We start from the raw sequence: 26,184 nt of genomic DNA on the forward strand, positions 1-26,184 counted from the left end.
CTGTCTCCAGTCCGCAGCGGAGCACGTAGATACGCCTGTGTTCAACCACCACAGGAGTGAAACGATGTCCCTGAACAACCCCGCCGGCCTTGCGGTCACCGGTGCCACCGCCCGCAGCATCGAACTGCTGGAACAGGCCGAGCACGAGCTGCGCTGTTTCATCGGCGACCCGGTCGCCACCATCGACCGCGCGCTCACCGAGGCGCCGGACATGGTGATGGGCCACGTGCTGCGTGCCTATCTGCACCTGCTCGGCACCGAGCCGGCCGGCATTCAGGTTGCAGCTGCCGCCCACGCCACGGCGGCGAAGCTGCCTGCAAACGAGCGCGAAAGCCGCCACCTGCGTGCGGTCGCGCTGATGACCGAGGGCCGCTGGCGCGCCGCCGCGCGCGTGCTCGAAGACGTCGCAATCGATCATCCTCTCGACGTGCTGGCGCTGCAGGCCGGCCAGCAATGCGACTTCCTGCTCGGCGACTCGCGCATGCTGCGCGATCGCATCGCCCGCGCGCTTCCGGCCTGGAGCATGGACATGCCCGCCTGGCACGCGGTGGCCGGCATGCTGGCTTTCGGACTGGAAGAGACCGGTGACTACCTGCGCGCCGAACGCTATGGCCGGCAGGCGGTCGAGATCCAGCCGCGTGACGGCTGGGCGCAGCATGCCGTCGCGCATGTGATGGAGATGCAGGGCCGTCGCCGCGACGGCATCGCCTGGATGCGCGCCGCACCGCAGGCCTGGGCGCAGGACAGTTTCCTCGCCGTGCATAACCACTGGCACCTGGCGCTGTTCCACCTCGGCCTCGACGAAATCGACGACGTGCTCGCGCTGTTCGACGACGCCGTATTCGGCCGCGCACCGGGTCTGGTGTTCGACTTCATCGACATGTCGGCGCTGCTGTGGCGCCTGCACCTGCGCGGCATCGATGTCGGCGAACGCTGGCAGGCGGTGGCCGAACGCTGGGCACCGATGGCCGGGCGAAGTCTTTACGCCTTCAGCGACATGCACGCGATGATGGCTTTCGCCGCCACCGGCCGCACCGCGCAGATGCGCAGCCTGATCGACGCGCAGGAATTGGCGCTGGCCGGCGAAGGCGACAACGCCGGTTTCATCGCCGAGGTCGGCCGTGCCGCCACGCGCGCCATCGCCGCCTTCGGCGAGGGCGACTACGCCAGCACCGTGCGCCTGCTGCGGCCGATCCGCCACGTGTCGCACCGCTTCGGTGGCAGTCACGCGCAGCGCGACATCATCGATCTAACGCTGATCGAGGCGGCGCAACGCGACGGTCAGCGGGCGCTGGCCGAAGCCCTGCGCGCCGAGCGTGCGTTCGCGAAACCTGAGCCGGACGCGCCGCGTGTGCGCAGCGCCTGAGCGCGCTCAGGAAGAAGACGGCGGCGGGGGCGGCGACCCGAGGTAGCGCTGGTCCGACCAGGTGGCCAGCCACTCCGGCACGAAGGCGACGAAGACCGCCACCAGCATGCCGGTCAGGAAGGCGTCGCCCCAGGCCATCAGCCAGCGCGCGACCAGTGCGTGCTCGACGGCGACGCCGCCAAGCAGGTGGTGGATGAATTCGTAGGCCGCACCGGCCGCAAAGATGCTCATCGCGGTACCGATGAAGCCGCGCCCCAGCACATAGATGAAGGGATGCGCCGGCAGTCCGCGGCGCAAGGCCTCGCCCAGCGCCAGTGCGAGTGTGGCCGGCACCAGACCTATCCACACCAGCTGCGACAGCACCGCAGCAAAACCGAGGTCGCCGAGCGTCCACACCGCCAGCGCGACCAGCACCAGCTCGATCACCGCGAGCGGCCAGCCGAACATGAGCACGAGAAGGCAGGCGCCCGAAAGCTGGATCGATATGCCGTTCGGCAGCATCTGCGGCAGCACCCACAGCAGCGACAGCACCACCAGCGAAGCCGCCCACGGCGCACCGAGCGGCCCGACCAGCATGCGCCAGGGCCGCATGAGCGCGCTGACGCCGAGCGCAAGCAGCAGCAGACAGATTTCGATTGCGAACACACCGCCTCCCGATCACACGGCGCGCAGTGTGGCACGCCGCGGCGCCTGCGTTCATGACGTGAAGCAAGCGCCCGGTATCGCCAGAGCGGCGTCGGCCGCGATGCAGCCGACGCAGGCTTCGGTTCAGGCGGCTGTCGGGGTCAGAAGACCCCTCCTACAGCACCTCGCCCCCGGCCCCGGCCGCCGCGCGGGCACCTCACCCTGTCGGAGCGGCCTTGGCCGCGACGCGGCCGCTGCGGGCCGCCGGCTCCGATCCCCGCCTGCTGTCAGCCGGCGAGACTTTCGAGAAACTGCACCGCGACGTCGGCACTGCGGGTCCGGCGCATCGGCGGCAGGCTGCGCCAGATCACCTTGCCATAGTGCTTCTCGACCAGCCGTGGGTCGCACACCATCAGCACGCCGTGATCGCTTTCGTCGCGGATGAGGCGGCCGGCGCCCTGCTTCATGCTGATCACCGCATGCGGCAGCTGATACTCGGAAAAGGCGTTGCGCCCCTGCCGCTTCAGGTGTTCGATGCGGGCCGACAGCACCGGATCGTCCGGCGGTGCGAAGGGCAGCTTGTCGATGATGACCAGCTGCAGCGCATCGCCGCGCACGTCCACGCCTTCCCAGAAGCTCTGGCTGGCGACCAGCACGGCATTGCCGGCGGCGCGGTGGCGGTCCAGCAGTTCGCTGCGGGTGGCCTGGCCCTGCATCAGCAGCGGCCGCTCCGGGTCCCAGGCCGACAGCTTGTCCTCGATCAGTTCGTGGATGCGCTTCATCGCGCGCAGCGAGGTGCACAGCACGAACACGCCGCCGCGGCAGGCCTTGATCAGCGGCCAGGCAGCGCGCGCCACGGCTTCGGCATAGGTCGGCGCCGACGGCTCGGGCATGTTCTCGGGCGCATACAGCAGCGCCTGCTGTTCGTAGGCGAAGGGGCTGCCCCACTGCGCGGTTTCGGCGTTGTGCAGGCCCAGTTCGCCGCAGTAGTGGCCGAAGTCGTTGCCGACCGACAGCGTGGCCGAGGTGAATATCCAGGCACGCGGGTTGTCTTCCATCTGCCGGCGGAAGATGTCGGCCACCGACAGCGGTGTGGCATTGAGCGCCAGCGCCTGCGTATAGACCTCGGCCCAGCGCACGCGGTCCGACTGCTCGCCCGCTTTCTCGCCGGCCTGCCAGCGCTCGACGCGGGCGATCAGGTCGAGCGCGCGCTGCCAGCACTTCTCCAGCCCTTCGCTGCGCGCCGCCTGCGTTTCCAGCAGACCGGCCAGTTCGTTCAGCGCCTCCAGCACGGTGGCCAGCGCCGGGGCGAAGGCCGGGCGTTCGTCGATCTGCGCCGCCGACAGCCGCACGTTCTCCTCGCGGAATACCAGTCGCAGATCGCGCACCGCCTTCACCATGCGCTCGGCCGATTCCGGCAGCTGCTTGAAATCCTTTGCGCCGACCAGCGCCTCGGCGCGGGTGTCGCGCGCCAGCTCGAGCATCTGCGAGGTCGATACCGATTCGCCGAAAAACAGGCTGGCGGTCTCGGCGAGCTGGTGCGCTTCGTCGAACACGACGGCGTTGCAGGCCGGCAGCAGTTCGGCCACGCCCTCGTCGCGCAGCATCAGGTCGGCGAAGAACAGATGATGGTTCACCACCACCACGTCAGCCTCCATCGCCTCGCGGCGCGCGGCGGTGACGAAGCATTCCTTGGCGTTCGGACAGTCCTGGCCGAGGCAGTTGTCGCGCGTAGAGGTCGCATGCGACCAGGCACCCGACTCTTCCGGCACCTCGCTGCACTGCGCCTTGTCGCCGGTGCTGGTCACCTTGGCCCAGCGGGCAATGGCCTGCAGGTGAGAGGCGTCTTCACGCGAGCCGAAACGGCCCTCCTGCAGCGAGCGTTCGAGGTGGTAGTGGCACAGGTAGTTGGCGCGCCCCTTGAGCAGCGCGATGCTGACCGGCACGCCGAGCGCACCGCGCACGGTGGGCAGGTCACGGCCGTAGAGCTGGTCCTGCAGCGTCTTGGTGCCGGTAGACACGATTACCTTGGCGCCGGACAGCAGCGCCGGCACCAGATAGGCGTAGGTCTTGCCGGTGCCGGTGCCCGCCTCGACCACCAGCACGCTGCGGTCGGCGATGGCCTGGGCCACGCGTTCGGCCATTTCGGTCTGCTGCGTGCGCGGCGTAAAACCGGGGATGGCGCGGGCCAGCGGGCCGTCGGGTGCAAAGGTGGCGGGAATGTCGGACACGGAGAGGAATGAAGTGCGGAAGACGGCTGAAACCGGCCCGGAGTGTACCGCAGCGCCGTCGTCCCCACATCCGCCGGTCGGACCGTGGCGCCGTCATGTCCTATCCTGAAAACTGGCTTCGAAAAGAGACCGCCATGGATACCGCCACGCAGCCGCCTGTCGTCACCCGCACCGAACACGATTCCTTCGGCCCGATCGAGGTGCCGGCGGACCGCCTGTGGGGCGCGCAGACACAGCGCTCGCTGCAGCACTTCGCCATCTCGACCGAACGCATGCCGCGCGAACTGATACACGCACTGGCCGCGGTCAAGCGCGCGGCGGCGCTGGCCAATGGCCGGCTGGGCAAGCTGCCGGCCGAGCGCATGACCGCCATCGTCGCAGCCGCCGACGAGGTGCTCGCCGGCCAGCATGACGACGAGTTTCCGCTGTCGCTGTGGCAGACCGGCTCCGGCACGCAGACCAATATGAATATGAACGAGGTGCTGGCCAACCGCGGCTCGCAGCTGATGGGCGGCGACTGTGGCGAGGCGCGGACGCTGCACCCGAACGACGACGTGAACATGGGCCAGTCGTCGAACGACGTGTTTCCGACGGCGATGCACGTGGCCGCCGCCTACGCCGTCCGGCGCGCACTGATGCCGGCACTCGACGCGCTGCACGCGCAGCTGGCCGACAAGGCGGTCGCTTTCGCGGACATCGTCAAGATCGGCCGCACCCATCTGCAGGACGCCACGCCGCTGACGCTGGGGCAGGAATTCTCCGGTTACGCGGCCCAGCTCGCGCTGGCCCGCTCGGCCATCGTCGCGGCACTGCCGGCCGTACATGCGCTGGCGATAGGCGGTACCGCGGTCGGCACCGGCCTGAACACCCATCCGGAATTCGGCACGCGGGTGGCGAACAAGCTGGCCGATGGCACCGGCCTGCCCTTCGTGCGTGCCGACAACCCCTTCGCCGCACTGGCCGGGCACGAGCCGCTGGTGGCGCTGCACGGCGCGCTGAAGACACTGGCCGTCGCGCTGAGCAAGATCGCCAACGACATCCGCTGGCTCGCATCCGGCCCGCGCTGTGGCCTCGGCGAACTGGCGCTGCCGGAGAACGAGCCCGGCAGTTCCATCATGCCGGGCAAGGTGAACCCGACCCAGTGCGAAGCGCTCACCATGCTGTGCGCACAGGTCATGGGCAACGACGTCGCGGTCACGCTGGGCGCCGCCTCGGGCAACTTCGAACTGAACGTCTACAAGCCGCTGATTGCCGGCGCCGTGCTGCAGAGCATCCGCCTGCTCGCCGACGGCATGCGCAGTTTCGACACCCACTGCGTCGCCGGCATCGAAGCGCGGCGCGAGCGCATCGAGACGCTGATGCAGCAGTCGCTGATGCTGGTGACCGCGCTGGTGTCGCACATCGGCTACGACCGCGCGGCGAAGATCGCCGCCCGCGCCCACCGCGAAGGCCTGACCTTGCGCGAGGCGGCGCTCGCCTCGGGCGACGTGAGCGGCGAACAGTTCGATCAGTGGGTACAGCCCGGCGCGATGGTGGGCGAGCGCGCACAATGAGAACGGAACCATCTGCCCACCGGACATTCCGATCAGGAGCAGCATCTACTCACCGACAGGAGATCGTCATGGACATCACGCCGCATTCAATGGAAGACCTGTTCGACCAGCTCGGCCTGCCGAGCGACCCGCAATCGATCGAGGGCTTCATCGCGCTGTTCGGCCCGATTGACAACGGTACCAAGCTGCACGAAGCCACCTTCTGGAGTCCCGCGCAGGCCGCCTTCCTGCGCGACGCGCTGAACCAGGACGCCGACTGGTCAGACACCGTAGACTCGCTGAACGCCGAAATGCACGCCCCGCAGGGCAAGGGTTGGCGGCGCCACTGCGTCTGACGCCGTCCGCCCCACCCGCCGCACGAGCAACCTCTACGCGGCTGGCGTAGCCTTGCGTCTTCACTCAACGAAGGAGACGGACATGGGGCTTTTCGACTCGATCGCAGGACAGGTGGCCGGCGCGCTCGGCGGACAATCCGGCGCTGGCGGCAATGCCGCACTGATCCAGGCCGCGATGAGCCTGATCAACAGCCCGCAGATCGGCGGCATCCAGGGCCTGATCGCCAAGTTCCAGCAGGGCGGCCTGGGCGAAGTGATCGCCTCGTGGCTGGGTTCCGGCCCCAACCTGCCGATCTCCGGCGACCAGATCAAGGCCGTGTTCGGCGCCGAACAGATCGGCGGCGTCGCCCAGCAAGTCGGCATGTCCTCGCAGGAAGTGTCCTCCGGCCTCGCCAGCCTGCTGCCGCAACTGATCGACAAGTTGTCGCCCGACGGCAAGGCGCCCGAAGGGGATGCGCTGCAGGCAGCGATGGGGATGCTGGGTGGGCTGCTGAAGTCGTAGCATCCTTGTCGCGGTGGAGGCCACCAGCAAGTTCCGCCGCGGCAGCCCGGACCAGGCCGAACACCCGCAGGCGATCGGCAACCGATGACGCCCACCGATCTCACCATGACATCCAAGAGCCGGCCACGATCACGACGGATTCTGTCCCCCGGGGTCGTTCTGCCGCTCGCGGCGTCGCTGCCGTTCTTCTGGCTCTGGTACTCGCGTTACCTCAGGATCGACTTCAATGAACTCGGCCGCCACTACGACGCGGCAACGCAAACCGTGCATACCGACGCGGCGTTCGTGTGGTGCCTGCCGGCGCTGGGTTGCCTGCTGATTGCCGTGGTCAATCTGGTGCGTACAGCGAGACGCAAGGCCTCGCCCTGACAGAGCACTGTTTTGACGAGCGCGACGCCGTCGGCTCATCGCCTGGCGAGACTGAAATACCCGCAAAGCCCCACCGGCACCGCCAGCAGCGCCCACGACAAGGCGTCCGAGGCTTCGTCGCCGACCAGGGCCGCCAGCAGGCCGACGGCGGTAAGTACGGCGATCAGCAGCGGCCAGCGGAAGATGGCGGCATTCGATTTCGCACCCTTCATGCGCCACCTCGCGCGGTGGTCGCGGCCTGCGCGGTGCTGGCGGGCACCGCAGCGGCATGCCTGTGCTTGCGCCACCACAGCACGAGCCCGCTCCACAGCACGACGACGGTGACGAGGTCGAGCAGCGCCCACAGTATCTTCAGCGGCAGGCCGCCGTAATCGCCGAAGTGCAGCGGCTGCGACACCAGCAGCGCGGTGGCGTACCAGGGGCGCGGTTTCGTTTCGATCACCGCCGCACTGACCGGGTCGACCAGCGTGGCCTTCAACAGTTTGGCGGTGAGCGGCGTGTCGCCGTGCAGGAAGACGGCGTAGTGCGAGGGCGTAGATAGCAGCGTGCCAGGAAACGCGACGGTGGCGACGGCCATGCCCGGCTCAGCGGCCAGTGCGGCGTCGACCAGCGACTGCAGCGGCGCGGCGCGGCCGCCGGGCGCAGCGCCGGCCCCGGCGGTCTTCAGCGCGGCCACCTGTTCCGCCTGCCAGGCCTTCAGGATCAGGTCGGCCCAGGTGTTGATGACGCCGGTGCCCCCCACCACCAGCGCCCAGGTGACGGTGACGATGCCCAGCATGTTGTGCATGTCCAGCCACCACAGCTTTGTCGAACGGCCGTGGCGCACCTCGCCGAAATCCAGCTTGCGCATGAACGGGGCATACAGCACGACGCCACTGACCAGCGCGACGACCAGCAGCAGGCCCATGAAGCCGAGGAACAGCCGGCCGGCCAGACCGGCGAACAGGTCGACGTGCAGCCGGTACATCAGGTGCATGAAACCTTCGTCGAAACGGGGCTCGCCGAGGACTTCGCCGGTGCGCGCATCGACCACCGAGAACTTCGCCTGTGTCTCGTCGGTGTCGGGCCGGGTGTCCATCTTGACCACCCACATGTCCGGCTCGTCCTCTTCCTTGAAAAGGTAGAGCGGCACCAGATCCGGGTGGTGGCGGCGCGCCGCGTCGACGATGCGATCCACCGGCAGATGCGCGGTGCCGGCGGGCATTTCCGGCGCCTCGATGTGCTTGCCGAGGGCGTGGTCGATCTCGTGATAGAAAACCAGTGGCAGGCCGGTCATACACAACAGCAGCATGAACAGCGTGCACACCAGACTTGACCATTTGTGCACCCACACCCATCGCTGCAGCGCGGTGGCGCGGGGTCGTACCGCGGTCGTACAGGAAGCCGTGGCGGTGCCGGGCGTAACGGATTTCATCGATGGACGGGGCCGGACTTGGGGTAGCAGGGATACAACAGCGCGCCGCAACGGTGTGCAAAAAGTCGCAAACGACACAAAAACAAGAACGATTCGTAATACGATTCGTCGCTTCCGATTCTACCTCAGCACACCGTGCCCTCCGCTGCAATGAAAAACGCCCCAGCCTTCCCGCGCCCTCCCCTCGCGCTCGCCATCATGGCGGCGCTCGCCAGCACCGTCGCTCACGCCCAGCAGAACGAAGATCCGTCGGCGCCGATCACGCTGGCGCCGGTGGTGGTCGAAGCCAGCGCCGACGCATCGGCCGCCGGCCTGCCGCCCGCCTTCGCCGGAGGACAGGTGGCGAAGGGTGCGCGTATCGGCATTCTCGGCAACCAGAGCACGCTGGACACCCCCTTCAGCACCACCGCCTATACAAGCCAGCTGATCGAAGACCAGCAGGCCTCGGGCGTCGCCGAAGTGCTGCGCAATGACCCGACCGTGCGCATTTCACGCGGCTTCGGCAACTTCCAGGAGCTGTATGTGATCCGCGGCTTCCCGCTGTTTTCCGACGACATGGCCTACAACGGCCTGTATGGCGTGCTGCCGCGACAGTACGTGGCAACCGAGTTTCTCGAACGGGTCGAGGTGCTGCGCGGTGCCAACACCTTCGTAAACGGCGCGGCGCCCGGCGGTACGGCTGGAAGCGGCATCGGTGGCTCGATTAATCTGGTGCCCAAGCGCGCGCCGAACGAAGACCAGACACGCCTGACCTACGGTCTGCAGACCGGCGGTCAGGACTACCTTGCGGCCGATGTGGCGCGCCGCTTCGGCGAGAACAAGGAGCTGGGCCTGCGCGTCAATGCAGCTCGCCGCGTCGGCGGCACCGGCATCGACAACGAACGCAAGGACTTCGAAATGTTCTCGCTGGGCGCGGATTACCGCGGCCGCGACTTCCGGCTGTCGGCGGACGTGGGCATGCAGGACCAGAACCTGATCGAGGGCCGCCCCAGCCTGCTGCGCGGCGCCGGTCTTACATTCGTCCCGCGGCCGCCGAGCGCGTCGTCGAACTACTCCCAGCCGTGGATCTACTCCGGCGACCAGACCGTGTTCGGCACGGTGCGTGCCGAGTTCGATCTGAGCGACGTCACCACCACCTGGGTGGCGGTGGGCGCGCGCCGCGGCAAGGAACGCAATTCGCTGCCCTTTCACTTCCTCGACTCGAGCGGCACGATCAACTCCAGCCGCTTCGACAATTACCGCGACGAGACGGTGGTAACGGGCGAGGCCGGCATCCGCACCCGGGTGACGACGGGAGCGGTCCAGCATCGCCTGACGGCGTCGATGGCCGGCCACTGGCGCACCGAGAAGAACGAGAACGAATTCGGCGCCGCCTTCGTCGATAACCTCTACGACCCGCAGCCGGTGGCGCGACCGGGGGGTGCCGCCAATCCGGAACTGAACTCGCCCCAGACACAGCAGAAGACCCGCAGTTTCAGCCTGGCGCTCGCCGACACCATGGCCTTTGCCAACGACCGACTGCTGCTCACGCTTGGCGCGCGGCTGCAGAAGATCATCGACGTGCCCTACAACGACTATGCGGTGTTCGGCACCTCCTATGACAAGACCAAGCTCACACCAGCGGTCGGTGCGGTATACAAGCTCACGCAGGAAATGTCGCTGTACGCCAACTACGCCGAGGCACTGACCCGTGGCGGCACCGCGCCGAACACCGCGGTCAATGCCAACGAACGACTGTCGCCCTTCGTGTCGAAACAGACGGAAGCCGGCGTGAAGTACGAGGACAAGCGCTTCGGCGCCGGTCTGGCGGTGTTCTCGATCGAATTGCCGAGTGCTTTCGTCGGCGCCGACAACGTGTTCCGCGCCAGCGGCGAGCAGCAGAACACCGGCATCGAGCTGACGCTGTACGGCGAACCGCTGCAGGGCCTGCGCCTGCTCGGCGGCGCCACCTGGATCGATGCCGAACTGGAGCGCACGGCCGGCGGCGCCAACGACGGCAACCGTGCGATCGGCGTGCCGTCGGCCCAATACACGGTCGGTGTCGAGTGGGATGTGCCGCTGCTGCGCGGCCTGAGCCTGGACGCACGCACCATCTACACCGCGTCGCAGTACTTCGATGCGCAGAACGCCGCGTCCATCCCCAGCTGGACGCGCTTCGACCTCGGCGCACGCTACATCACGCGGGTCGCCGGCAAGGACGTCACCTTCCGCGCCCGCGTCGACAACGTGAGCGACCGCGCCTACTGGGCGGCGGCTGGCGGCTACCCCGGCTCCAGCTACCTGGTGCAGGGCGCGCCGCGTACCGCCATGCTCAGCGCCACGGTCGATTTCTGACGGGACACAGCCCGCTTGGACGCCACCCCGCCAGCATGACCTGCCGGGGTGGTCGGGCAGCTTGACCGGCTGCAACATAAGCAATAGCGTGCGATCCGAGGTCAAGGCCCTGCTTCGTTGGGCCGATTACCCTGGACGTACGCGAAGCCGGCCCGGTCACCGCCATGCCCCTGACAAGACAAGAATCCGCCCACGGAGCGTCCAGCCTGCGCCCGCCGGCTGCCATCTGCCTGACCGCCCTGCTGCTGCTGATCGGGGCAGCGATGCTGCCGCCGATACCGCTGTTCGAAGGCCGGCACGGGGCCATGCTGGCTTTTCACCTGCTGCTGGAAACCTTCTCGGTCGTGGTATCGGCGCTGGTCGTCATCATGGCCTGGCACCGCTTCGACAGGTCAGGCGATCACGCGTCGAACGTGCTCATCTTCGGTTTCTCGGTGGTTGCCGGCACCGACCTGATCCACGCGCTGACCTACGCCGGCATGCCGGCCCTGCTGACCGAGAGCAGCACCGCGAAGGCCATCTTCTTCTGGTTGGCCGGCCGCTCGTTCGAACTGCTGACCGTTGCACTGGTGGCGGCGCGCATCGCGCTGCCCGGGTCGCGGGGTGGCTGGCTGGGGTTCGGCCTGCTCGCCACCGGTGCGCTGTTCGTCGCCGGCACCTGGTTTCTCGACCTCTTTCCGGTGACTTTCGTGCCCGGCGTCGGCGTGACGGCGTTCAAGGCCGGCTTCGAGTACGTGCTGTGCATCGGCAATCTGGCGGTGGCCGGATGGCTGTTCTGGCAGAACCGTGTCGCACCCGATCCGCGCACGCACTACCTCGCCTGCGCCTGCTTCGTGATGGGCATTGGCGAACTGGCGTTCACCAATTACACGACGGCGTCGGATTTCATGAACATGTTCGGCCATCTGTACAAGATTGCCGCCTACACCTTCGTCTATCGCGCCACCTTCGTCATCGGCCTGCGCGAGCCCTACGAACTGCTGCAGCGCTCGGAACAGTCGCTGCGCGAGCGCGAGCGCGAGCTGGACACGATACTGTCCAACGTGCCGGCCGACATCGCGCGCATCGACCGCGACCTGCGTTTCCGCTATGTGAACCCGATGCACGCACTGCACCTGGGCCAAGCTGCCAGCGACATCGTCGGCCGCACGGTAGACGCGGTGATGCCGCCGCAGCTGGCCGGACAGATGCGACCGCGGCTGGCCGAGGCCCTGCAGGGACAGCGCGTGGAGTTCGACTGCAATTTCACCGGACACGACGGCAACGCCGTCCATCTGTCATCGACCTTGGTGCCGGAACGCAGCGCCGACGGCGGCATCGACAGCGTGGTGCTGATCCTCAACGACACGACCGAGCGCGAGCGCGCGCAGCGCCGCGTGCTCGACTCGCTGCGAGAGGTGGGCGAGCTGAAGGCGGCGCTGGACGCGCATGCCATCGTCGCGGAAACCGATGCACGCGGCGTCATCACCCGGGTGAACGACAAGTTCTGCGAAATTTCGCAGTACGCGCGCGAAGAATTGGTCGGCCGCAGTCACCGCGTCATCAACTCGGGCACGCACGCGCCCGGGTTCTTCGCCGACATGTGGAAGACCATTTCAAGCGGGCTGGTCTGGCACGGCGACATTTGCAACCGGGCCAAGGACGGCTCGCTGTACTGGGTACACACCACCATCGTGCCGCTGGTCGACGCCGACGGCGTGCCGCAGCGCTACATCGCGATACGCGCCGACATCACGACGCGCAAGAAGGCCGAGCACGAGGCGCAACGGCTGGCCTTCCACGACGAACTGACCGGCCTGCCCAACCGCCGTCTGATGAACAGCCGGCTCGACCAGGCCATCGCCGGTTCCGTGCGCGACGGGCAGCACGGCGCGCTGCTGCTGATGGATCTCGACAACTTCAAGGAAATCAACGACACGCTGGGCCACGCCCAGGGTGACGCGCTGCTGCAGCAGATGTCGGCGCGACTGCGCAGCTGCGTGCGCGACACGGACACCGTGGCGAGACTGGGCGGCGACGAGTTCGTCGTCATCCTGGGCAATCTCGGCATCGATCTGCAGGCTGCTTCGCTGCGCGTCGGTGAGATCGGCGACAAGCTGCGCGACGCACTGGCGGGCGAATGCGACCTCGGTGGACAGATGGTCAGTTCCACCGCCAGCATCGGCGCCGTGCTGTTCAACTGCGCCGAAGACCGTGCCGACGAACTGCTGAAGCAGGCCGACATGGCGCTGTACAAGGCGAAGGAAAGCGGCCGCAACCGGCTGAGCTTCTTCGACCCCACGCTGCAGGAGAACACCACCGCCCGCGCCCAGTTGCTGCGCGACCTGCGCGGCGCGCTCGAGCGCGGCGAACTGCGGCTGCACTACCAGCCGGTGACCGACGCCGAGCGGCGCATCACCGGTGTCGAGGCGCTGGTGCGCTGGCAGCACCCGGTGCGCGGCATGGTGTCGCCAGCGGCCTTCATTCCGCTGGCCGAACAGAGCAACCACATCCTGCCGATCGGCCAGTGGGTGCTCGATACCGCCTGTACTCAGTTGCGCGCCTGGGCTGACGACCCGCTGCGGGTGCACTGGACGATAGCCGTGAACGTGAGCGAGCGGCAGTTCCACGAATCCGGCTTCGTCGGACGGGTCGAGCAGGCACTGGCCGACAGCGGCGCCGATCCGCGCCGGCTGCGCCTCGAACTGACCGAAAGCATGCTGCACCGCGACCTCGACATGACGCTGGCGACGATGCGCACGCTGCAGCAGCGCGGCGTGCGCTTCGCGCTGGACGACTTCGGCACCGGCTACTCCTCGCTCGCCTACCTGAAGAAGCTGCCGCTGGACCAGCTCAAGATCGACAAGAGCTTCGTCGACGAGGTGCTGAGCGACCCGCACTCGGCCGCCATCGTGCGCACCATCCTGTCGCTGGCCGGCAATCTCGGGCTGAACGTGGTGGCCGAGGGCGTCGAAACCGAGGCCCAGATGGCTTTCCTGTCCGCGCACGGCTGCGACGCCTTCCAGGGCTATCTGCTGAGCAGACCGCTGCCGGTGGAACAACTGCCGCACTGCATCACCGCCGCCCCGGCGCTGGTCTGAACACGGCCGGACGGCCGCCGCGGCCGCGGTTCTGCCCACATAACCGCCCGCCGACGCCTGCGGCAGCTTGAGTGCTGCGCTGCAGTGCCGGATAATCCGTCGGTTACGCGGTGCATCCTGCGCCGCGGCCTGCGGAAAACATCCGGCGAATCCTCGCCCCGTCATGACGAGTTACCTGTTCATCCTGCTTGGCACCGCGCTGGTCAATAACGTGGTGTTCGTGCGCATCCTCGGCCTGTGTCCTTTCATGGGCGTGTCGAAAAAGCTCGAAACCGCGATCGGCATGGGTTTGGCGACCATGTTCGTGCTGACGCTGGCCTGCGGGTCCAGCTACCTGATCGACACCTTCCTGCTCAAGCCCTACGGCCTGGGCTATCTGTCGACGCTGAGCTTCATCGTGGTCATCGCCGCCATCGTGCAGCTGACAGAACTGGTGATCCAGAAGACCAGCCCGCTGCTGCATCAGGTGCTGGGCATCTACCTGCCGCTGATCACTACCAACTGCGCCGTGCTCGGCGTGCCGCTGCTGAACCAGGCGGCGCGCCACAACCTGCTGCAGTCGCTGCTGTTCGGCTTCGGCTCCGCCGCCGGTTTCGTACTTGCGCTGGTGCTGTTCGCCAGCATCCGCGAGCGGCTGGACGGCGCCGACATCCCGGTGCCCTTCCGCGGCAACGCCATCGCCATGATCACCGCCGGCCTGATGAGCCTGGCCTTCATGGGCTTCGCCGGGCTCGACTCATGATTTCCGCACTGCTCGTGATGACCGGTCTTGCGCTGGCGCTCGGTGCCGCGCTCGGCGCCGCGTCGGTGCTGTTCAAGACCCAGGGTGACCCGCTGGTCGACAAGATCGACGCCATCCTGCCGCAGACGCAGTGTGGCCAGTGCGGCTACCCCGGCTGCAAGCCCTACGCCACCGCGATCGCCGGCGGCGAGGCGGACATCAACCAGTGCCCGCCCGGCGGCGACGAAGGCGTGCGCAAGCTGGCCGACCTGCTGGGCCGCGAATACAAGCCGCTGAACGCCGAGCACGGCGTCGAGAAGCCGAAATCGGTGGCCGTCATCGACGAAGCGACCTGCATCGGCTGCACGCTGTGCATACAGGCCTGTCCGGTGGACGCCATCGTCGGCGCCGCCAAGCAGATGCACACCATCGTCACCGACCTCTGTACCGGTTGCGAACTGTGCGTACCGCCCTGCCCGGCCGACTGCATCGACATGGTGCCGGTGGCCGAAACGGTGGAAACCTGGAAATGGCGCTACCCGGTGTTCGACCTGAAGCCGGTATCGACCGAAACAGCAGCAAAGGAAGCCGCCTGATGCTGCGCAAGCTGTTTTCGTTCAATGGCGGCGTCAAGCCGGACCCGAACAAGAGCGCATCGACGCGCGAGCCGATCGCCCGTCTGCCGCTGCCGCCGCAGCTGATCATTCCGCTGCACCAGCACATCGGCGGCACGCCGCGTCCGCTGGTCAAGGTGGGCGACCGGGTGCTGCACGGCCAGCGCATCGGCGCGGCCGACGGCAATGTGTCGAGTGCGGTGCACGCGCCGACCTCGGGCCACGTGGTGGCGATCGAGCCGCGGCTGATGCCGCACGCTTCAGGACTGTCGTCGATGGCGGTCGTGATCGAACCGGACGGCCAGGACCAGCGCGTCGAGCGCGAGCCCTTCGACTGGCACGCGGCCACACCGGGCGAGGTACGCGACTACCTGCGCGACGCTGGCGTGGTCGGGCTCGGTGGCGCGGTGTTCCCCAGCCATCTGAAACTGTCGCCCGGCAAGACCGGTGGCACCGACACGCTGGTGCTGAACGGGGCCGAGTGCGAGCCCTTCATCACCTGCGACGACATGCTGATGCGCAGCGAGGCCGAGGACATCCTGCGCGGCGCGCTGGTGATGCAGAAGATGCTGGCGGCGAAGCAGGTGCTGGTCGGCGTCGAGGACAACAAGCCTGAGGCCGCCGCCGCGCTGAAGGCGGCCGCCGCTGCGCTGAATCACCCGTCGCTCGACGTCGTCGTGGTGCCGACGCGCTACCCGGCCGGCGGTGCCAAGCAGCTGATCCGCGTGCTGACCGGCATCGAAGTGCCGCACGGCAGCCGCTCGACCGACTTCGGCGTGCAGTGCTTCAACGTGGCGACCGCGCTCGCCGTCTGGAACGCCCTCGAACACGGCGAACCGCTGACCCGCCGCATCGTCACCGTTGCCGGCAACGTCGACCGGCCGCGCAACTTCGACGTCGCCATCGGCACACCGATCGGCTTCGTGTTCGAGCATGCCGGCCTGAAGCAGGACACCGACAAGCTCATCATGGGCGGCCCGATGATGGGTATCCCGCTGCCCGGCGTCGAAGCGCCGGTGGTGAAGGCCACCAACTGTCTGCTCGCCTCGTCGCCGGCGCTGTTCCCGCCGCCCGAGCCGGAACTGCCCTGCATCCGCTGCGGCGAATGCGCGCGCGCCTGCCCGGCCGATCTGCAGCCGTTCGAGCTGTACTGGCACTCGCGCGCGCGCAACTTCGGCCGCGCCCAGGAATACCACCTGTTCGACTGCATCGAGTGCGGCTGCTGCGCCTACGTCTGCCCGTCGCACATTCCGCTGGTCGATTACTACCGTTACGCGAAGAGCGAAATCTGGGCGCGCGAGCGCGACAAGGACGCCGCCGATTCGGCGCGCGAACGCTTCGAGTTCCGCAACTGGCGCGCCGAACGCGAGAAGGAAGAGAAGGCGGCCAAGCTGGCGGCACGCAGCGCAGCCAAGCCGGCGGCGAAACCGGCTGCCACCGACGCGCCGGCCGCTGAAGGCGGAACGGCAACGGCCCCGGCTGCCGAGGATCCGAAGAAGGCCCTGATCGAGGCGGCGATGGCACGTGCCAAGGCGCAGAAGGAAGCCGTTGCAGCGAAGAACACCGACACGCTGACGCCGGCCCAGCAGGCGCAGGTCGAGGCCGCGGAGGCGCGGCGGAAGCTGGCCGCCGACATGGTGGCCACCGGCAGCGGCGAAACGACGAGCGAAACCGCGACGGCCGACAAGCCGACGGAATGACACCGGGGCGCGCCTGTCGCGCGCTCCATCACGACGGAACACGATGTACAACTCACCCTACCTCCGCCAGAACACCAGCGTACGCCGCGTGATGACCACGGTGCTGGTCGCCATGCTGCCGGCGATCGCCGTGCAGAGCTGGCTGTTCGGCACCGCGCTGCTGGTACAGATCGCCCTGGCCAGCGCCACCGCGCTCGCCTGCGAAGCCCTCGTGCTGGCGCTGCGCGGCCGCCCGGTGGCACCGGCGCTGACCGACATGAGCGCACTGGTCACCGCCTGGCTCATCGCCGTCTGTCTGCCGCCGCTGCTGCCCTGGTGGACCACGGTGCTCGGTACCGCCTTCGCGCTGATCATTGGCAAGCACCTGTATGGCGGCCTCGGGCAGAACCCGTTCAACCCGGCCATGCTGGCGTATGCGCTGCTGATCGTCAGCTTCCCGGCGCTGATGTCGCAGTGGCCCGGCCTCAATGTCGGCGACTTCGCGACGCAGATGGACTGGGTGTTCGGCGGCGCGCGCGCGCTCGACGGCGTCACCGGCGCCACGCCGCTGGACGCCCTGCGCACCGGCCTGATGACCGGCGGCGACACCGCCGCCGTGATGAACTCGACCGCCTTCGGCCATGTCGCCGGCGCCGGCTGGGAGTGGGTGGCGCTGGCCTGGGGCGCAGGCGGTCTGCTGCTGCTCGCGCTGCGCATCATCACCTGGCACGTACCGGTCGCCTTTCTGGCGGTGATGTCGCTGGTATCGGGCATCGCCTCGCTGATCGATCCGGCGCACTACGCCGGCCCGGCCTTCCACCTGCTGGCGGGCGGCACCCTGCTGGGCGCCTTCTTCATCGCCACCGATCCGGTATCCGGGGCGACCACGCCGCGCGGCAAGCTCCTTTTCGCCGCCGGCATCGCGCTGATCGCCTGGCTCATCCGCGCCTTCGGCGCCTACCCGGACGGCATCGCCTTCGCCGTGCTGCTGATGAACATCTGCGTGCCGCTGATCGACATGAAGACGCAGCCGCCGGTGTTCGGCCACAAGAACGGAGGCGCGCCATGAGCAATGAGGCGCAGACGCCGGTGGTCGACGAGGCGCTGGCCGCCGCCGAGCTGGCGCCGGAACCGCCGGCACCGACCGCGGCCGGCAGCGCCATGCGCTCGGCCGCACTGCTGGCCGTGTTTACGCTCGCCTTCACCGCACTGATGGCGCTCACCCACGACGCCACCGAGGCGCCGATACAGGCGTCGGTCGAGGCGCGCCGGCTGGAGCTGATCGCCCAGGTGCTGCCGCGTGGCGACTACGACAACGCGCTGCTCGAAGACACCGTGCAGCTGTCCGCCCTGCCCGCGCTCGGCATCGACGGCCCGGTGACGCTGCATCGCGCTCGCCGCGGCAACGAACCGGTCGCACTGGTGTTCGAGGCACAGGCGGCCGACGGTTACAGCGGCGCCATCCGGCTGCTGATGGCGGTGCACGCCGACGGCACGCTGGGCGGCGTGCGCGTGGTGGCACACAAGGAAACGCCCGGGCTGGGCGACTACATCGATCCGGCCAAGGACCGCGCGTCGCCGAAGTGGATCAGCCAGTTCACGGGCCGCGACACAGCGCAGGCCGCCAGCTGGACAGTCCGCAAGGACGGTGGCGATTTCACCTACATGACCGGCGCCACCATTTCGCCACGCGCCGTCATCCGCGCCGCCGGTCGCGCCGCCGCGGCCATCGCGCCGGTGCGCGATGCGCTGTTCGCGCTGCCGGCCGGCGCCTCGGCGGACAAGGTGTTCGAATGATCGAGCGCCGCATCGCGACCGCAGGTCGCTCCCACACCTTCGGCGCCTGCCCGCCCTTGTGGGAGCGAGCTTGCTCGCGATGCCGGCCTGCATCGAAGCCGCACGCGACCGGACATCGCCGCCACCGTCTCGGCGCGGCCAACACATCGGGGATACCGGCATGAACGCTGAAGAACGCGCCGTTTTTGGCGACATCGGCCGCAAGGGCCTGTGGGAGAACAACACCGCGCTGGTGCAGCTGCTCGGCCTGTGTCCGCTGCTGGCGGTCAGCAGTACGCTGGTCAATGCAGTGAGCCTGTCGCTGGCGACCGTGCTGGTGATGGCGCTGGCCAGCGGCGCGGTAGCCGCGCTGCGCACGCTGATCCCGCACGAAATCCGCATTCCGGTCTTCATCCTGATCATTGCCGCGCTGGTCACCTGTCTTGACCTGGCTTTCAACGCCTGGCTGCACGACCTCTACCTGGTGCTGGGCATCTTCATTCCGCTCATCGTCACCAACTGCATCGTGCTGGCGCGGGTCGAAGCCTTCGCCGCCAAGAACTCGCCGCTGGCCGCTGCCTGGGACGGCGCGGCGATGGGCGTAGGCCTGCTGTGGGTGCTGGCGCTGCTCGGCGGCGCGCGCGAACTGATCGGTGCGGGCACGCTGTTCTCCGGCATCGACATGATCGTCCCGGGCGCCCACGAGATCCGCGTGTTCGGCGACGAGTACCGCGGCCTGCTGATGGCCATCCTGCCGCCCGGCGCCTTCATCTTCCTCGGTCTGCTGATCGCCGCACGCAACGCTTGGGTGGCGCGGGTGCAGGCGCGCGCTGCCGCACCGCACACGCCGGTGGAAGCTGCGTCGGCCTGATGGCGGGCCGCGCAAGCCGGCTCTCGCGGGCCGAAATACAGACCATGTTCGAGCGCTGGCGCGCGGCCAACCCGCAGCCAAAAAGCGATCTCGAATACGGCACGCCCTTCCAGCTGCTGGTCGCGGTCGTGCTGTCGGCGCAGGCGACCGACAAGGGCGTGAACGTGGCGACGCGCAAGCTGTTTCCGGTGGCGCCGACGCCGGAAGCCATGGTCAGCCTCGGTGTCGAGGGCGTCGAGGACTACATCAAGACCATCGGCCTGTTCCGCGCCAAGGCGAAGAACGTGGTGGCGCTGTCGCATCAGTTGCTGGAGAAGCACGGCGGCGAAGTGCCGAACGACCGCGCCGCACTCGAAGCGCTGCCCGGCGTCGGCCGCAAGACCGCCAACGTGGTGCTGAACATCGTGTTCGGCGCGCCGACGATGGCGGTCGACACCCACATCTTCCGCATTTCGAACCGCATCGGCCTGGCGCCCGGCAAGGACGTGCTGGCGGTCGAACACGCGCTGCTCAAGGTGGTGCCGGCGGAGTTCATGCAGCACGCCCATCACTGGCTCATCCTGCACGGCCGTTACACCTGCACCGCACGCAAGCCGCTGTGCGGCCAGTGCGGCATCGTCGATATCTGCCGCTTCAAGGACAAGACGGTCGCCACCTGAGACGGAAACCGGTGCGGCACCCTCAGGGGCGCCGCCCGATACGGATCAGATCTTTCCGTCCAGACCCATCTGGTAGTACTTGTGGGTGATCTTGTCCTGGTTCTCGAGCAGCCAGTCGATGTCCGGCTGATTGTTCATCGCCTTCTTGATCGCCTTGGCCATGGCCTGGCGGTGGATGTCGAACAGGATCTTGTGGTCGAGATCCTTGGCGGTCGACACCATCGGGTTCAGCCACACCGACACGATGATGCCCAGGTCGTTGGCCTTTTCCTTCGGGATGTCGCCGGCGCGCACGGCGTCGAGCACGCCGTTGGCGATGGCGGCCTGCACCGTGCCCATCAGGATGTTGGTGTAGCGCTCGTCCTTGACCGTCACCTTGCTCACCATCAGCGTCAGCGGACGCACCTGGATGTCGGTGTTCAGGATGGCGAACACGCGGGTGTGGCCCTTCACCTGGTCACCGGTCAGCGTTGCCAGCGCGGTACCGACCGGGCCGTCAAGTTCGCCGATGATGACTTCGGGTTCGGCTGCAGTGCCCGGGGGGCCGCCGGCGACCAGTGCTTCACCGCTGCGAAAGACGATGCGTTCCGACATGTTGTGTCTCCTTGGTTGTGCTGTGTGAAAGCGCCCGGCGCGGCAGGCACGCGGGCACAAGTTTCACATGATACAACTTTGATTCACATAAAGAGACGCATCGCGGAAACGTCGTCTGTTCAGTAGATCGGCGCCGGCTGCGGCAGGGCCGGCAGCACCTCGGGCAGCGCCTCGTCGCCACAGATGAAATGCGTGACCGCAGCCACGGTGGCGGCGTCTTTCAGCACCCGGTTGTGACCCAGGCCCCAGGTACGCAGCAGCCGCGCCTGCGGCATCGCGGCCGACAGGCGCAGCGCGTGTTCGAACGGCACCTGCGCGTCATCGACGTCGTGCACGAACAGCGCCGGCAGGTTTACGTCACCCAGCGCGTCGATGCGGTCGATGTCGTCGAAGCGGACGTTGTAGCGGTGCTCGATGCGGCGGCGCATCGCCTCACGCACGCGGGGCGAAATGCCGATCAGCGCCGAAAAGCGCAGTGTGTGCTCGCGCATCGACGCTGGCGCGCCGATGAACACCGCGCGCCCGAAATCGGCCCGCTCGCGCAGCGCCAGACCGATCGCCGCGCCGCCCAGCGAGTGGCCGACCGCCGTATCGAAAGGTCCGTGCGTAGCCACCAGCGCGTGCAGCGCCTGCACGAAATCTGGCAGTCCGACGCGGCCATGGCCGCTGTCGCCATGGCCCGGCTGATCGAACCACACGACACGCCGGCCGGCCGCAAGCAGCGAGGTCGCCAGCGTTCCCATCTGCGCACCGCGCCCACCCCAGCCATGCGCCAGCAGCACCGCCGGTGCGCCGGCCGGACCGGCGCTCCATACCGCGAGGTCGTGACGGCCGGCGCTCACCGTTTCGCGCCGGGCGGGTGATGCGGCAGGCGCCAAGCTGCGCGGCCGCGGCGGCGTCGTGAACAGGCGCTCGGCCTGCCGGCGTGCCAGTTCGGGTGCCACGCGGCTGGCGAAGCGGAAGTAGTGGCGCAGCACCGGCGCCAGCGACGGACCGGCTGCGCGGCGCACGCGCAGCGGCGGATGGAGGGCGATCGAACTCATGGCAGTGCTCCCGGAACGGCGAAATCGGCGAGCAGGCGGGCAAAGGCGGCGCGCGCGCGCTCGCCGGCGCGTGCGTCGTCCATCAGTCGGGCGGCGTGGTAGTAGCCGAGCACGATGGCGAACATGTCGAAGGCAAACTGCTCGATGTCGAGATCGGCGCGCAGGTGACCGGCGTCGATGGCGATGCGCACCGCCTTGTCCAGCGCCTGCTGCAGCGCGCGGTAGTGGCCGACCAGCCGGTCGCGCATCGGCCCCGGCCGGTCGTCGTACTCGACCGACGCGGCGTGAATAGGACAGCCATGCGCCAGACCGCCGCGCCGCGTCCAGCCCAGCCAGCCGTCGAACATCGCCCACAGCCGCGGCACCCCGCGCGGTGCGGCGAAGGCCGGCTTCATCACCGTGTCGGCAAACAGCTGCGCCGCCGCATCGATGGCCGCGCACTGCAGGTCCTCGCGCGAGCCGAAATGCGCGAAAAGCCCGCTTTTCGACAGCCCGGTGCGTTCGGCCAGCGAACCTATGGTCAGCGACTCGAAACCGCTCTCGCTGGCCTGCGCCAGCGCCGCTTCGAGAATGACCGTGCGTGTGTGTTCTCCCTTGCCCATACGACAATAATACGAACGGTCGTGCTTTTTTCAAGGAAAATTTCGAAGCACCGGCGTCGATCGCCCGGAAACCCTTGGCCGCTCAGGAAAAGCTGGTCTTGCCGAAGGTGTTGCGCAGGAATTCGGTGAACACCTTGACCGTGCGCGACTGCTGGCGGTGCTGCGGATACACCGCATAGATGGTCAGCGGCGCCGGCGCGTATTCGTCGAGCACGCTGACCAGACTGCCGGCGCGCAGCGCCTCGCCGACGATGAAGGTGGGCAGCAGCGCGATGCCCAGACCTGCGACGGCCGCATCGCACGCCAGTTCACCGTTGTTCGCACGCAGCCGGCCGCTGACCGGCAGCGCGAACGGCCGGCCCTTGTCGAGAAAGGGCCATTCGACGCTGCGCGAATGTCCGTACAGCAGGCACTGGTGGTCCTTCAGGTCGGCCGGCGTCTGCGGCCGGCCGTGCTGTTCGAGATAGGCCGGGCTGGCGCAGGCCACCAGCTGGGTCGGTGCGATGGCGCGGGCGATCAGCGAAGAATCGTCGAGCTGGCCGATGCGCACCGCCATGTCGTAGCCCTCGCCCACGACGTCGACGAAGCGGTCGCTCAGATCGAGTTCCATCGTCACTTCCGGCCAGGTCGCCATAAAGCGCGCGATCGCCGGCCCCAGATGCAGCGTGCCGAAGGACATCGGCGCCGACAGCCGCAGCGTTCCGCGCGGCGCCGCGTTCTGATTGGCAACGAGCTGTTCCGCCTCATCGACGTCCTGCAGGATTTTCACCGCGCGCTCGTAGAAGCCGCGTCCGGTGTCGGTGATGCTGAGCCGGCGTGTGGTGCGCACGAGCAGGCGTGCGCCCAGCCGCTCTTCGAGCGCCATGATGCGGCGGCTGATCAGCTGCTTCGACAGCCCGAGCCGGTCGGCCGCGGCGGTGAAGCTCTGCGCATCCACCGTGCTGACGAAAATCTGCATGTCCTCAAGCTGGCTCATCGTTGCCTCTACACCTACTGTCAACTCAATTGCGACAGTGTTTCCACGCAGAGCCAATTTATCAAGTGAATTCGCGACAGTACAGTTCAGCCATCGGTTGCGGCAGCAGGACAGCGCACCGGCAGACAACCCCAGACACCCTCGAAAGGACAGACCATGAACACCTCGACGATCCATGCCTCCTACGCCCAGCAGGCCGCTCGCAGCATCGACGCCCAACAGATCGCCGCCGCTGCCGGCCGCGTGTTGCTCGCCGCCCTCTTCCTGCTCGCCGGCTTTAGCAAGCTCACGCAGGCGGAAGGCACCATCGGCTACATCGCCTCGGTCGGCCTGCCCTTCCCGGAACTGGCCTACGCCGGCGCGCTGTTCGTCGAAATCGGTCTGGCCGCAGCCCTCGTCGTCGGCTACCGCACCCGCTGGGTCGCCGCCGCGATCGCCGCCTTCAGCCTGGTCACCGCCTTCGGCTTCCACTTCAACCTGGCCGACCAGAACCAGTTCATCCACTTTTTCAAGAACGTCGCCATCGCCGGCGGCCTGCTGCAGATCGTCGCCTTCGGTGGTGGCGCCCTGTCGCTCGACGCCCGCCGCAACGCCTGAACCCGAGCCCCACATGAACGCAGGGGTGCCGCTGCGCGGCCCCCCGCAACGAAGGAGATCGCCATGAACACCCCGACCCTCAGCGCCCGCCCGAGCATCGAAACCCGCCCCGCCGACCAGCGCGGCGTCGCCGAACACGGCTGGCTCAGTTCGCGCCACACCTTCTCGTTCGCCCACTACGACGACCCGAAGCAGCGCGGCTTTTCCGACCTGCTGGTGATCAACGACGACACCGTCGCCCCCGGCGCCGGCTTCGGCATGCACCCGCACCGCGACATGGAAATCTTTTCCTACGTGCTCGACGGCGTGCTGGAACACAAGGACACCATGGGCAACGGCTCGCAGATCCGCCCGGGCGACGTGCAGATGATCAGCGCCGGCCGCGGCATCGCGCACAGCGAATTCAATGGCTCGCAGACCGAGCAGGTGAAGTTCCTGCAGATCTGGATCCTGCCGGACGAGCACGGCACGCCGCCGGGCTACCAGCAGATCCACTTTGCCGCAGAAGAGAAGCGCGGCCGTCTGCGCCCCATCGTCACACCGGACGGCGCCGAGGGCAGCATTCGCATCCGTCAGAACGCTCGGGTCTATGCCGGCCTGTTCGATGGCGACGAGGAGGCCACGCTGCCGCTGCGCGGAGATCGACACGCCTATGTGCATGTCGCCCGCGGCGAGATCGTGGTCAATGGCCTGACACTCGGCGCCGGTGACGGCCTCAAGCTGCGCCACGCCGAGGCGGTTACGCTCGCTGCGGGCAAGGACGCCGAAGTGCTGGTTTTCGACCTGCGGGCGGTCGAGACCGCGTACTGAAAGCGTGTCCCGCTGGCGTTCCGCAACGGACGCCAGCGGTGTGCACCGGCCGCATCGCGGCCAAGGCCGTTCCTACAAGGGGCGCGCCCGATCCGAGGCCGGAGCGGGGATTCTGTGGGAGGGGTCTTGACCCCGACTGCGGCGGGCAGTGCCCGGCGCCGGGTCATTGCCGAATCAGCAGCAAAGGCCGCCTCCCACAGAGCCCCCGCTCAGGCCTGCAGCGAAGATTGTGGGAGCGAGCTTGCTCGCGATTGCTGCGGGGGATCGAAGCCGGCGGCGAGCAACAGCCGTGTCGCGGTCAGAAGACCGCTCCCACAGAGGTTGCGCCTGTGGCCTGCGGCCCAGCCCGGAACCGCGGTTCTGTGGGAGGGGTCTTCTGACCCCGACAGCGGCGGTGGGCAGTGCGCGCCGCCGGATCAGGGCCCAGTCGGCAACATCGGCTGCTTCCCACAGCGGTCCCTCGCTCGTTCCTGTGCGGATAGCTGTGGGAGCGAGCTTGCTCGCGATTGCAGCCGACATCCGTGCGGCCGGCTTCACATCCTTTCGGACATCACTGCCTTCATCCACTCGATGAAAGCCTTCACCCGCAGCGGCAGATGCCGGCGGTTGGCATAGACCAGGCTGATCGGCAAGGAAGGGGCACGGTAGTCGGGCAGGATTTCGACCAGCGTTTCGTCGTTCAGATAGCGGCCGACGCGCGGCGCCTGGATGATTCCGAGTCCGGCGCGGCAGGCTTCGCGGTAGGCGTCGGAGTTGTTGACCGTGATGACGCCCTGCATCGGCACGCTCACCACCTCGCCACTGTCCGGCGACACATACTCGAAGCCGGACGGACGCGTGCCCAGCGTCTGCGCGTAATGGACCAGCCGGTGCATCGACAGGTCGGCCAGCGTGCGCGGCGTGCCGTGCTGTTCAAGGTAGGCACGGCTGGCACAGTTGAACTGTTCGAAGCGCCCGAGCGGTACCGCGATCAGGCTGTGGTCGCCGACCGCGCCCACGCGCAGCACGCAGTCGAAGCCCTCGCGCACCAGATCGACCCGCCGGTCGGTGCTGCTCACCTCGATTTCCAGCTGCGGGTGACGCGCCAGGAATTCCGGCAGGCGGGGAATGACCAGATCGCGCGCGAACGCGAGCGGCAGATCGACGCGCAGCCGGCCCCGCAGATCAGCCTGTCCGCCGGCGGCAAACAGCGCATTCAGTTCGTCGAAGTCGGCGATCAGGTCGCGACAGCGCTCGTAATAGGCCTGGCCGTCCTGGGTGAGCTGCACCTTGCGCGTGGTGCGGTGAAACAGCCTCGTACCGAGCGCGCTCTCCAGCTGCTGCACCGCATTCGACACCGTCGATTTGAGCAGTCCCAGGTTCTCCGCGGTGGCGGTGAAGCTGCCCAGTTCAGCGACCCGGGAATAGATGCGCATCGCTTCGATCTGGTCCATG

The 26,184-nt window shown here is 67.9% G+C and carries 25 protein-coding genes; 16 read left to right on the plus strand and 9 right to left on the minus strand.

Translation table 11 applies throughout. The features are described 5' to 3' along the window. Positions 1-64 precede the first annotated feature (64 nt). Positions 65-1,366, plus strand: coding sequence for a tetratricopeptide repeat protein (locus tag WDZ97_RS09005; RefSeq protein ID WP_425762516.1), 1,302 nt, complete (start codon positions 65-67; stop codon positions 1,364-1,366). Between the two features lie 6 nt (positions 1,367-1,372). Here the strand turns inward: WDZ97_RS09005 and WDZ97_RS09010 are convergent, their stop codons facing one another. Continuing rightward, complete coding sequence (locus tag WDZ97_RS09010) at positions 1,373-2,011, minus strand: hypothetical protein (protein WP_425762517.1); 639 nt, start codon at positions 2,009-2,011, stop codon at positions 1,373-1,375. A 266-nt stretch (positions 2,012-2,277) separates the two neighbouring features. Continuing rightward, positions 2,278-4,221 carry an ATP-dependent DNA helicase gene (locus WDZ97_RS09015; protein WP_425762518.1) on the minus strand — a complete coding sequence of 648 codons (1,944 nt, stop codon included), beginning with the start codon at positions 4,219-4,221 and terminating at the stop codon, positions 2,278-2,280. 134 nt (positions 4,222-4,355) lie between these two features. Between WDZ97_RS09015 and fumC the strand changes: the two genes are divergently transcribed. The 4 genes from fumC to WDZ97_RS09035 all read left to right on the plus strand — a co-directional run bounded on the left by fumC (position 4,356) and on the right by WDZ97_RS09035 (position 6,980). Beyond that, positions 4,356-5,774, plus strand: coding sequence for a class II fumarate hydratase (gene fumC, locus WDZ97_RS09020; RefSeq protein ID WP_425762519.1), 1,419 nt, complete (start codon positions 4,356-4,358; stop codon positions 5,772-5,774). Positions 5,775-5,842: 68 nt separating this feature from the next. Next, positions 5,843-6,109 (plus strand): DUF2789 domain-containing protein, encoded by a 267-nt coding sequence (locus WDZ97_RS09025; RefSeq protein ID WP_304000872.1) that lies wholly within the window; start codon positions 5,843-5,845, stop codon positions 6,107-6,109. Positions 6,110-6,191: 82 nt separating this feature from the next. Beyond that, the gene (locus tag WDZ97_RS09030; protein WP_304000871.1) at positions 6,192-6,611 is read left to right on the plus strand and encodes a YidB family protein; all 420 of its coding nucleotides are present in this window, start codon (positions 6,192-6,194) and stop codon (positions 6,609-6,611) included. Positions 6,612-6,695: 84 nt separating this feature from the next. Beyond that, on the plus strand, positions 6,696-6,980 hold the full coding sequence (locus WDZ97_RS09035; protein WP_425762520.1) for a hypothetical protein: 285 nt from the start codon (positions 6,696-6,698) through the stop codon (positions 6,978-6,980). Between the two features lie 35 nt (positions 6,981-7,015). Here the strand turns inward: WDZ97_RS09035 and WDZ97_RS09040 are convergent, their stop codons facing one another. Continuing rightward, complete coding sequence (locus tag WDZ97_RS09040; RefSeq protein ID WP_425762521.1) at positions 7,016-7,192, minus strand: hypothetical protein; 177 nt, start codon at positions 7,190-7,192, stop codon at positions 7,016-7,018. Continuing rightward, on the minus strand, positions 7,189-8,313 hold the full coding sequence (locus tag WDZ97_RS09045) for a PepSY-associated TM helix domain-containing protein (RefSeq protein ID WP_425762522.1): 1,125 nt from the start codon (positions 8,311-8,313) through the stop codon (positions 7,189-7,191). The genes WDZ97_RS09040 and WDZ97_RS09045 overlap by 4 nt, the downstream gene beginning before the upstream one ends. Positions 8,314-8,544: 231 nt before the next feature. On the opposite strand from WDZ97_RS09045, the gene WDZ97_RS09050 reads away from it, so the two are divergent. The 9 genes from WDZ97_RS09050 (at position 8,545) to nth (ending at position 20,128) form a co-directional block, all read left to right on the plus strand. After that, positions 8,545-10,728, plus strand: coding sequence for a TonB-dependent receptor (locus WDZ97_RS09050; protein ID WP_425762523.1), 2,184 nt, complete (start codon positions 8,545-8,547; stop codon positions 10,726-10,728). Positions 10,729-10,892: 164 nt separating this feature from the next. Then, entirely contained in the window at positions 10,893-13,808 is a 2,916-nt protein-coding gene (locus WDZ97_RS09055; protein WP_425762524.1) for a bifunctional diguanylate cyclase/phosphodiesterase, read from the plus strand. A 163-nt stretch (positions 13,809-13,971) separates the two neighbouring features. Then, on the plus strand, positions 13,972-14,550 hold the full coding sequence (gene rsxA, locus WDZ97_RS09060) for an electron transport complex subunit RsxA (protein ID WP_304000864.1): 579 nt from the start codon (positions 13,972-13,974) through the stop codon (positions 14,548-14,550). Next, positions 14,547-15,125 carry an electron transport complex subunit RsxB gene (gene rsxB / locus WDZ97_RS09065; protein ID WP_020164006.1) on the plus strand — a complete coding sequence of 193 codons (579 nt, stop codon included), beginning with the start codon at positions 14,547-14,549 and terminating at the stop codon, positions 15,123-15,125. Before rsxA ends, rsxB begins: the two co-directional genes overlap by 4 nt. Beyond that, positions 15,125-16,843, plus strand: coding sequence for an electron transport complex subunit RsxC (rsxC, locus tag WDZ97_RS09070; RefSeq protein ID WP_425762525.1), 1,719 nt, complete (start codon positions 15,125-15,127; stop codon positions 16,841-16,843). The genes rsxB and rsxC overlap by 1 nt, the downstream gene beginning before the upstream one ends. Before the next feature lie 43 nt (positions 16,844-16,886). After that, positions 16,887-17,891 (plus strand): RnfABCDGE type electron transport complex subunit D, encoded by a 1,005-nt coding sequence (locus tag WDZ97_RS09075; RefSeq protein WP_425762526.1) that lies wholly within the window; start codon positions 16,887-16,889, stop codon positions 17,889-17,891. Continuing rightward, complete coding sequence (gene rsxG / locus WDZ97_RS09080) at positions 17,888-18,619, plus strand: electron transport complex subunit RsxG (protein WP_425762527.1); 732 nt, start codon at positions 17,888-17,890, stop codon at positions 18,617-18,619. Before WDZ97_RS09075 ends, rsxG begins: the two co-directional genes overlap by 4 nt. A 160-nt stretch (positions 18,620-18,779) precedes the next feature. Then, the gene (gene rsxE / locus WDZ97_RS09085) at positions 18,780-19,469 is read left to right on the plus strand and encodes an electron transport complex subunit RsxE (RefSeq protein ID WP_020164002.1); all 690 of its coding nucleotides are present in this window, start codon (positions 18,780-18,782) and stop codon (positions 19,467-19,469) included. Then, entirely contained in the window at positions 19,469-20,128 is a 660-nt protein-coding gene (gene nth / locus WDZ97_RS09090) for an endonuclease III (RefSeq protein WP_425762528.1), read from the plus strand. Before rsxE ends, nth begins: the two co-directional genes overlap by 1 nt. A 45-nt stretch (positions 20,129-20,173) precedes the next feature. Here the strand turns inward: nth and fae are convergent, their stop codons facing one another. The 4 genes from fae to WDZ97_RS09110 all read right to left on the minus strand — a co-directional run bounded on the left by fae (position 20,174) and on the right by WDZ97_RS09110 (position 23,343). Further along, positions 20,174-20,722, minus strand: a complete 549-nt coding sequence (gene fae / locus WDZ97_RS09095; RefSeq protein ID WP_018229895.1) for a formaldehyde-activating enzyme — start codon at positions 20,720-20,722, stop codon at positions 20,174-20,176. A 119-nt stretch (positions 20,723-20,841) separates the two neighbouring features. Next, positions 20,842-21,765, minus strand: a complete 924-nt coding sequence (locus tag WDZ97_RS09100) for an alpha/beta fold hydrolase (protein WP_425762529.1) — start codon at positions 21,763-21,765, stop codon at positions 20,842-20,844. After that, the gene (locus WDZ97_RS09105; RefSeq protein ID WP_020163999.1) at positions 21,762-22,367 is read right to left on the minus strand and encodes a TetR/AcrR family transcriptional regulator; all 606 of its coding nucleotides are present in this window, start codon (positions 22,365-22,367) and stop codon (positions 21,762-21,764) included. Before WDZ97_RS09105 ends, WDZ97_RS09100 begins: the two co-directional genes overlap by 4 nt. An 82-nt stretch (positions 22,368-22,449) precedes the next feature. After that, the gene (locus tag WDZ97_RS09110) at positions 22,450-23,343 is read right to left on the minus strand and encodes a LysR family transcriptional regulator (protein WP_304010380.1); all 894 of its coding nucleotides are present in this window, start codon (positions 23,341-23,343) and stop codon (positions 22,450-22,452) included. A gap of 156 nt (positions 23,344-23,499) precedes the next feature. On the opposite strand from WDZ97_RS09110, the gene WDZ97_RS09115 reads away from it, so the two are divergent. Both WDZ97_RS09115 and WDZ97_RS09120 read left to right on the plus strand, forming a co-directional pair. Beyond that, positions 23,500-23,940, plus strand: coding sequence for a DoxX family protein (locus WDZ97_RS09115; RefSeq protein WP_425762530.1), 441 nt, complete (start codon positions 23,500-23,502; stop codon positions 23,938-23,940). 63 nt (positions 23,941-24,003) lie between these two features. After that, on the plus strand, positions 24,004-24,750 hold the full coding sequence (locus WDZ97_RS09120; protein WP_425762531.1) for a pirin family protein: 747 nt from the start codon (positions 24,004-24,006) through the stop codon (positions 24,748-24,750). A gap of 533 nt (positions 24,751-25,283) precedes the next feature. On the opposite strand, the gene WDZ97_RS09125 is transcribed toward WDZ97_RS09120, so the two are convergent. Next, positions 25,284-26,183 (minus strand): LysR family transcriptional regulator, encoded by a 900-nt coding sequence (locus tag WDZ97_RS09125; protein WP_296810126.1) that lies wholly within the window; start codon positions 26,181-26,183, stop codon positions 25,284-25,286. Between the last annotated feature and the right edge of the window lies 1 nt (position 26,184).

It is taken from the genome of Methyloversatilis sp. MC4-4 (genome assembly GCF_049843555.1).
Taxonomy (GTDB): Bacteria; Pseudomonadota; Gammaproteobacteria; order Burkholderiales; family Rhodocyclaceae; genus Methyloversatilis; species Methyloversatilis discipulorum_B.

Coding starts and splice junctions, on each gene's coding strand:
- WDZ97_RS09030 (WP_304000871.1), top strand. CDS start 6,192: ATGGGGCTTTTCGACTCGATCGCAGGACAGGTGGCCGGCGCGCTCGGC.
- fae (WP_018229895.1), bottom strand. CDS start 20,722: ATGTCGGAACGCATCGTCTTTCGCAGCGGTGAAGCACTGGTCGCCGGC.
- WDZ97_RS09005 (WP_425762516.1), top strand. CDS start 65: ATGTCCCTGAACAACCCCGCCGGCCTTGCGGTCACCGGTGCCACCGCC.
- WDZ97_RS09105 (WP_020163999.1), bottom strand. CDS start 22,367: ATGGGCAAGGGAGAACACACACGCACGGTCATTCTCGAAGCGGCGCTG.
- WDZ97_RS09100 (WP_425762529.1), bottom strand. CDS start 21,765: ATGAGTTCGATCGCCCTCCATCCGCCGCTGCGCGTGCGCCGCGCAGCC.
- WDZ97_RS09120 (WP_425762531.1), top strand. CDS start 24,004: ATGAACACCCCGACCCTCAGCGCCCGCCCGAGCATCGAAACCCGCCCC.
- WDZ97_RS09115 (WP_425762530.1), top strand. CDS start 23,500: ATGAACACCTCGACGATCCATGCCTCCTACGCCCAGCAGGCCGCTCGC.
- WDZ97_RS09110 (WP_304010380.1), bottom strand. CDS start 23,343: ATGAGCCAGCTTGAGGACATGCAGATTTTCGTCAGCACGGTGGATGCG.
- WDZ97_RS09035 (WP_425762520.1), top strand. CDS start 6,696: ATGACGCCCACCGATCTCACCATGACATCCAAGAGCCGGCCACGATCA.
- WDZ97_RS09075 (WP_425762526.1), top strand. CDS start 16,887: ATGTACAACTCACCCTACCTCCGCCAGAACACCAGCGTACGCCGCGTG.
- rsxB (WP_020164006.1), top strand. CDS start 14,547: ATGATTTCCGCACTGCTCGTGATGACCGGTCTTGCGCTGGCGCTCGGT.
- rsxA (WP_304000864.1), top strand. CDS start 13,972: ATGACGAGTTACCTGTTCATCCTGCTTGGCACCGCGCTGGTCAATAAC.
- rsxC (WP_425762525.1), top strand. CDS start 15,125: ATGCTGCGCAAGCTGTTTTCGTTCAATGGCGGCGTCAAGCCGGACCCG.
- WDZ97_RS09050 (WP_425762523.1), top strand. CDS start 8,545: ATGAAAAACGCCCCAGCCTTCCCGCGCCCTCCCCTCGCGCTCGCCATC.
- WDZ97_RS09055 (WP_425762524.1), top strand. CDS start 10,893: ATGCCCCTGACAAGACAAGAATCCGCCCACGGAGCGTCCAGCCTGCGC.
- WDZ97_RS09040 (WP_425762521.1), bottom strand. CDS start 7,192: ATGAAGGGTGCGAAATCGAATGCCGCCATCTTCCGCTGGCCGCTGCTG.
- rsxG (WP_425762527.1), top strand. CDS start 17,888: ATGAGCAATGAGGCGCAGACGCCGGTGGTCGACGAGGCGCTGGCCGCC.
- WDZ97_RS09125 (WP_296810126.1), bottom strand. CDS start 26,183: ATGGACCAGATCGAAGCGATGCGCATCTATTCCCGGGTCGCTGAACTG.
- rsxE (WP_020164002.1), top strand. CDS start 18,780: ATGAACGCTGAAGAACGCGCCGTTTTTGGCGACATCGGCCGCAAGGGC.
- fumC (WP_425762519.1), top strand. CDS start 4,356: ATGGATACCGCCACGCAGCCGCCTGTCGTCACCCGCACCGAACACGAT.
- WDZ97_RS09025 (WP_304000872.1), top strand. CDS start 5,843: ATGGACATCACGCCGCATTCAATGGAAGACCTGTTCGACCAGCTCGGC.
- nth (WP_425762528.1), top strand. CDS start 19,469: ATGGCGGGCCGCGCAAGCCGGCTCTCGCGGGCCGAAATACAGACCATG.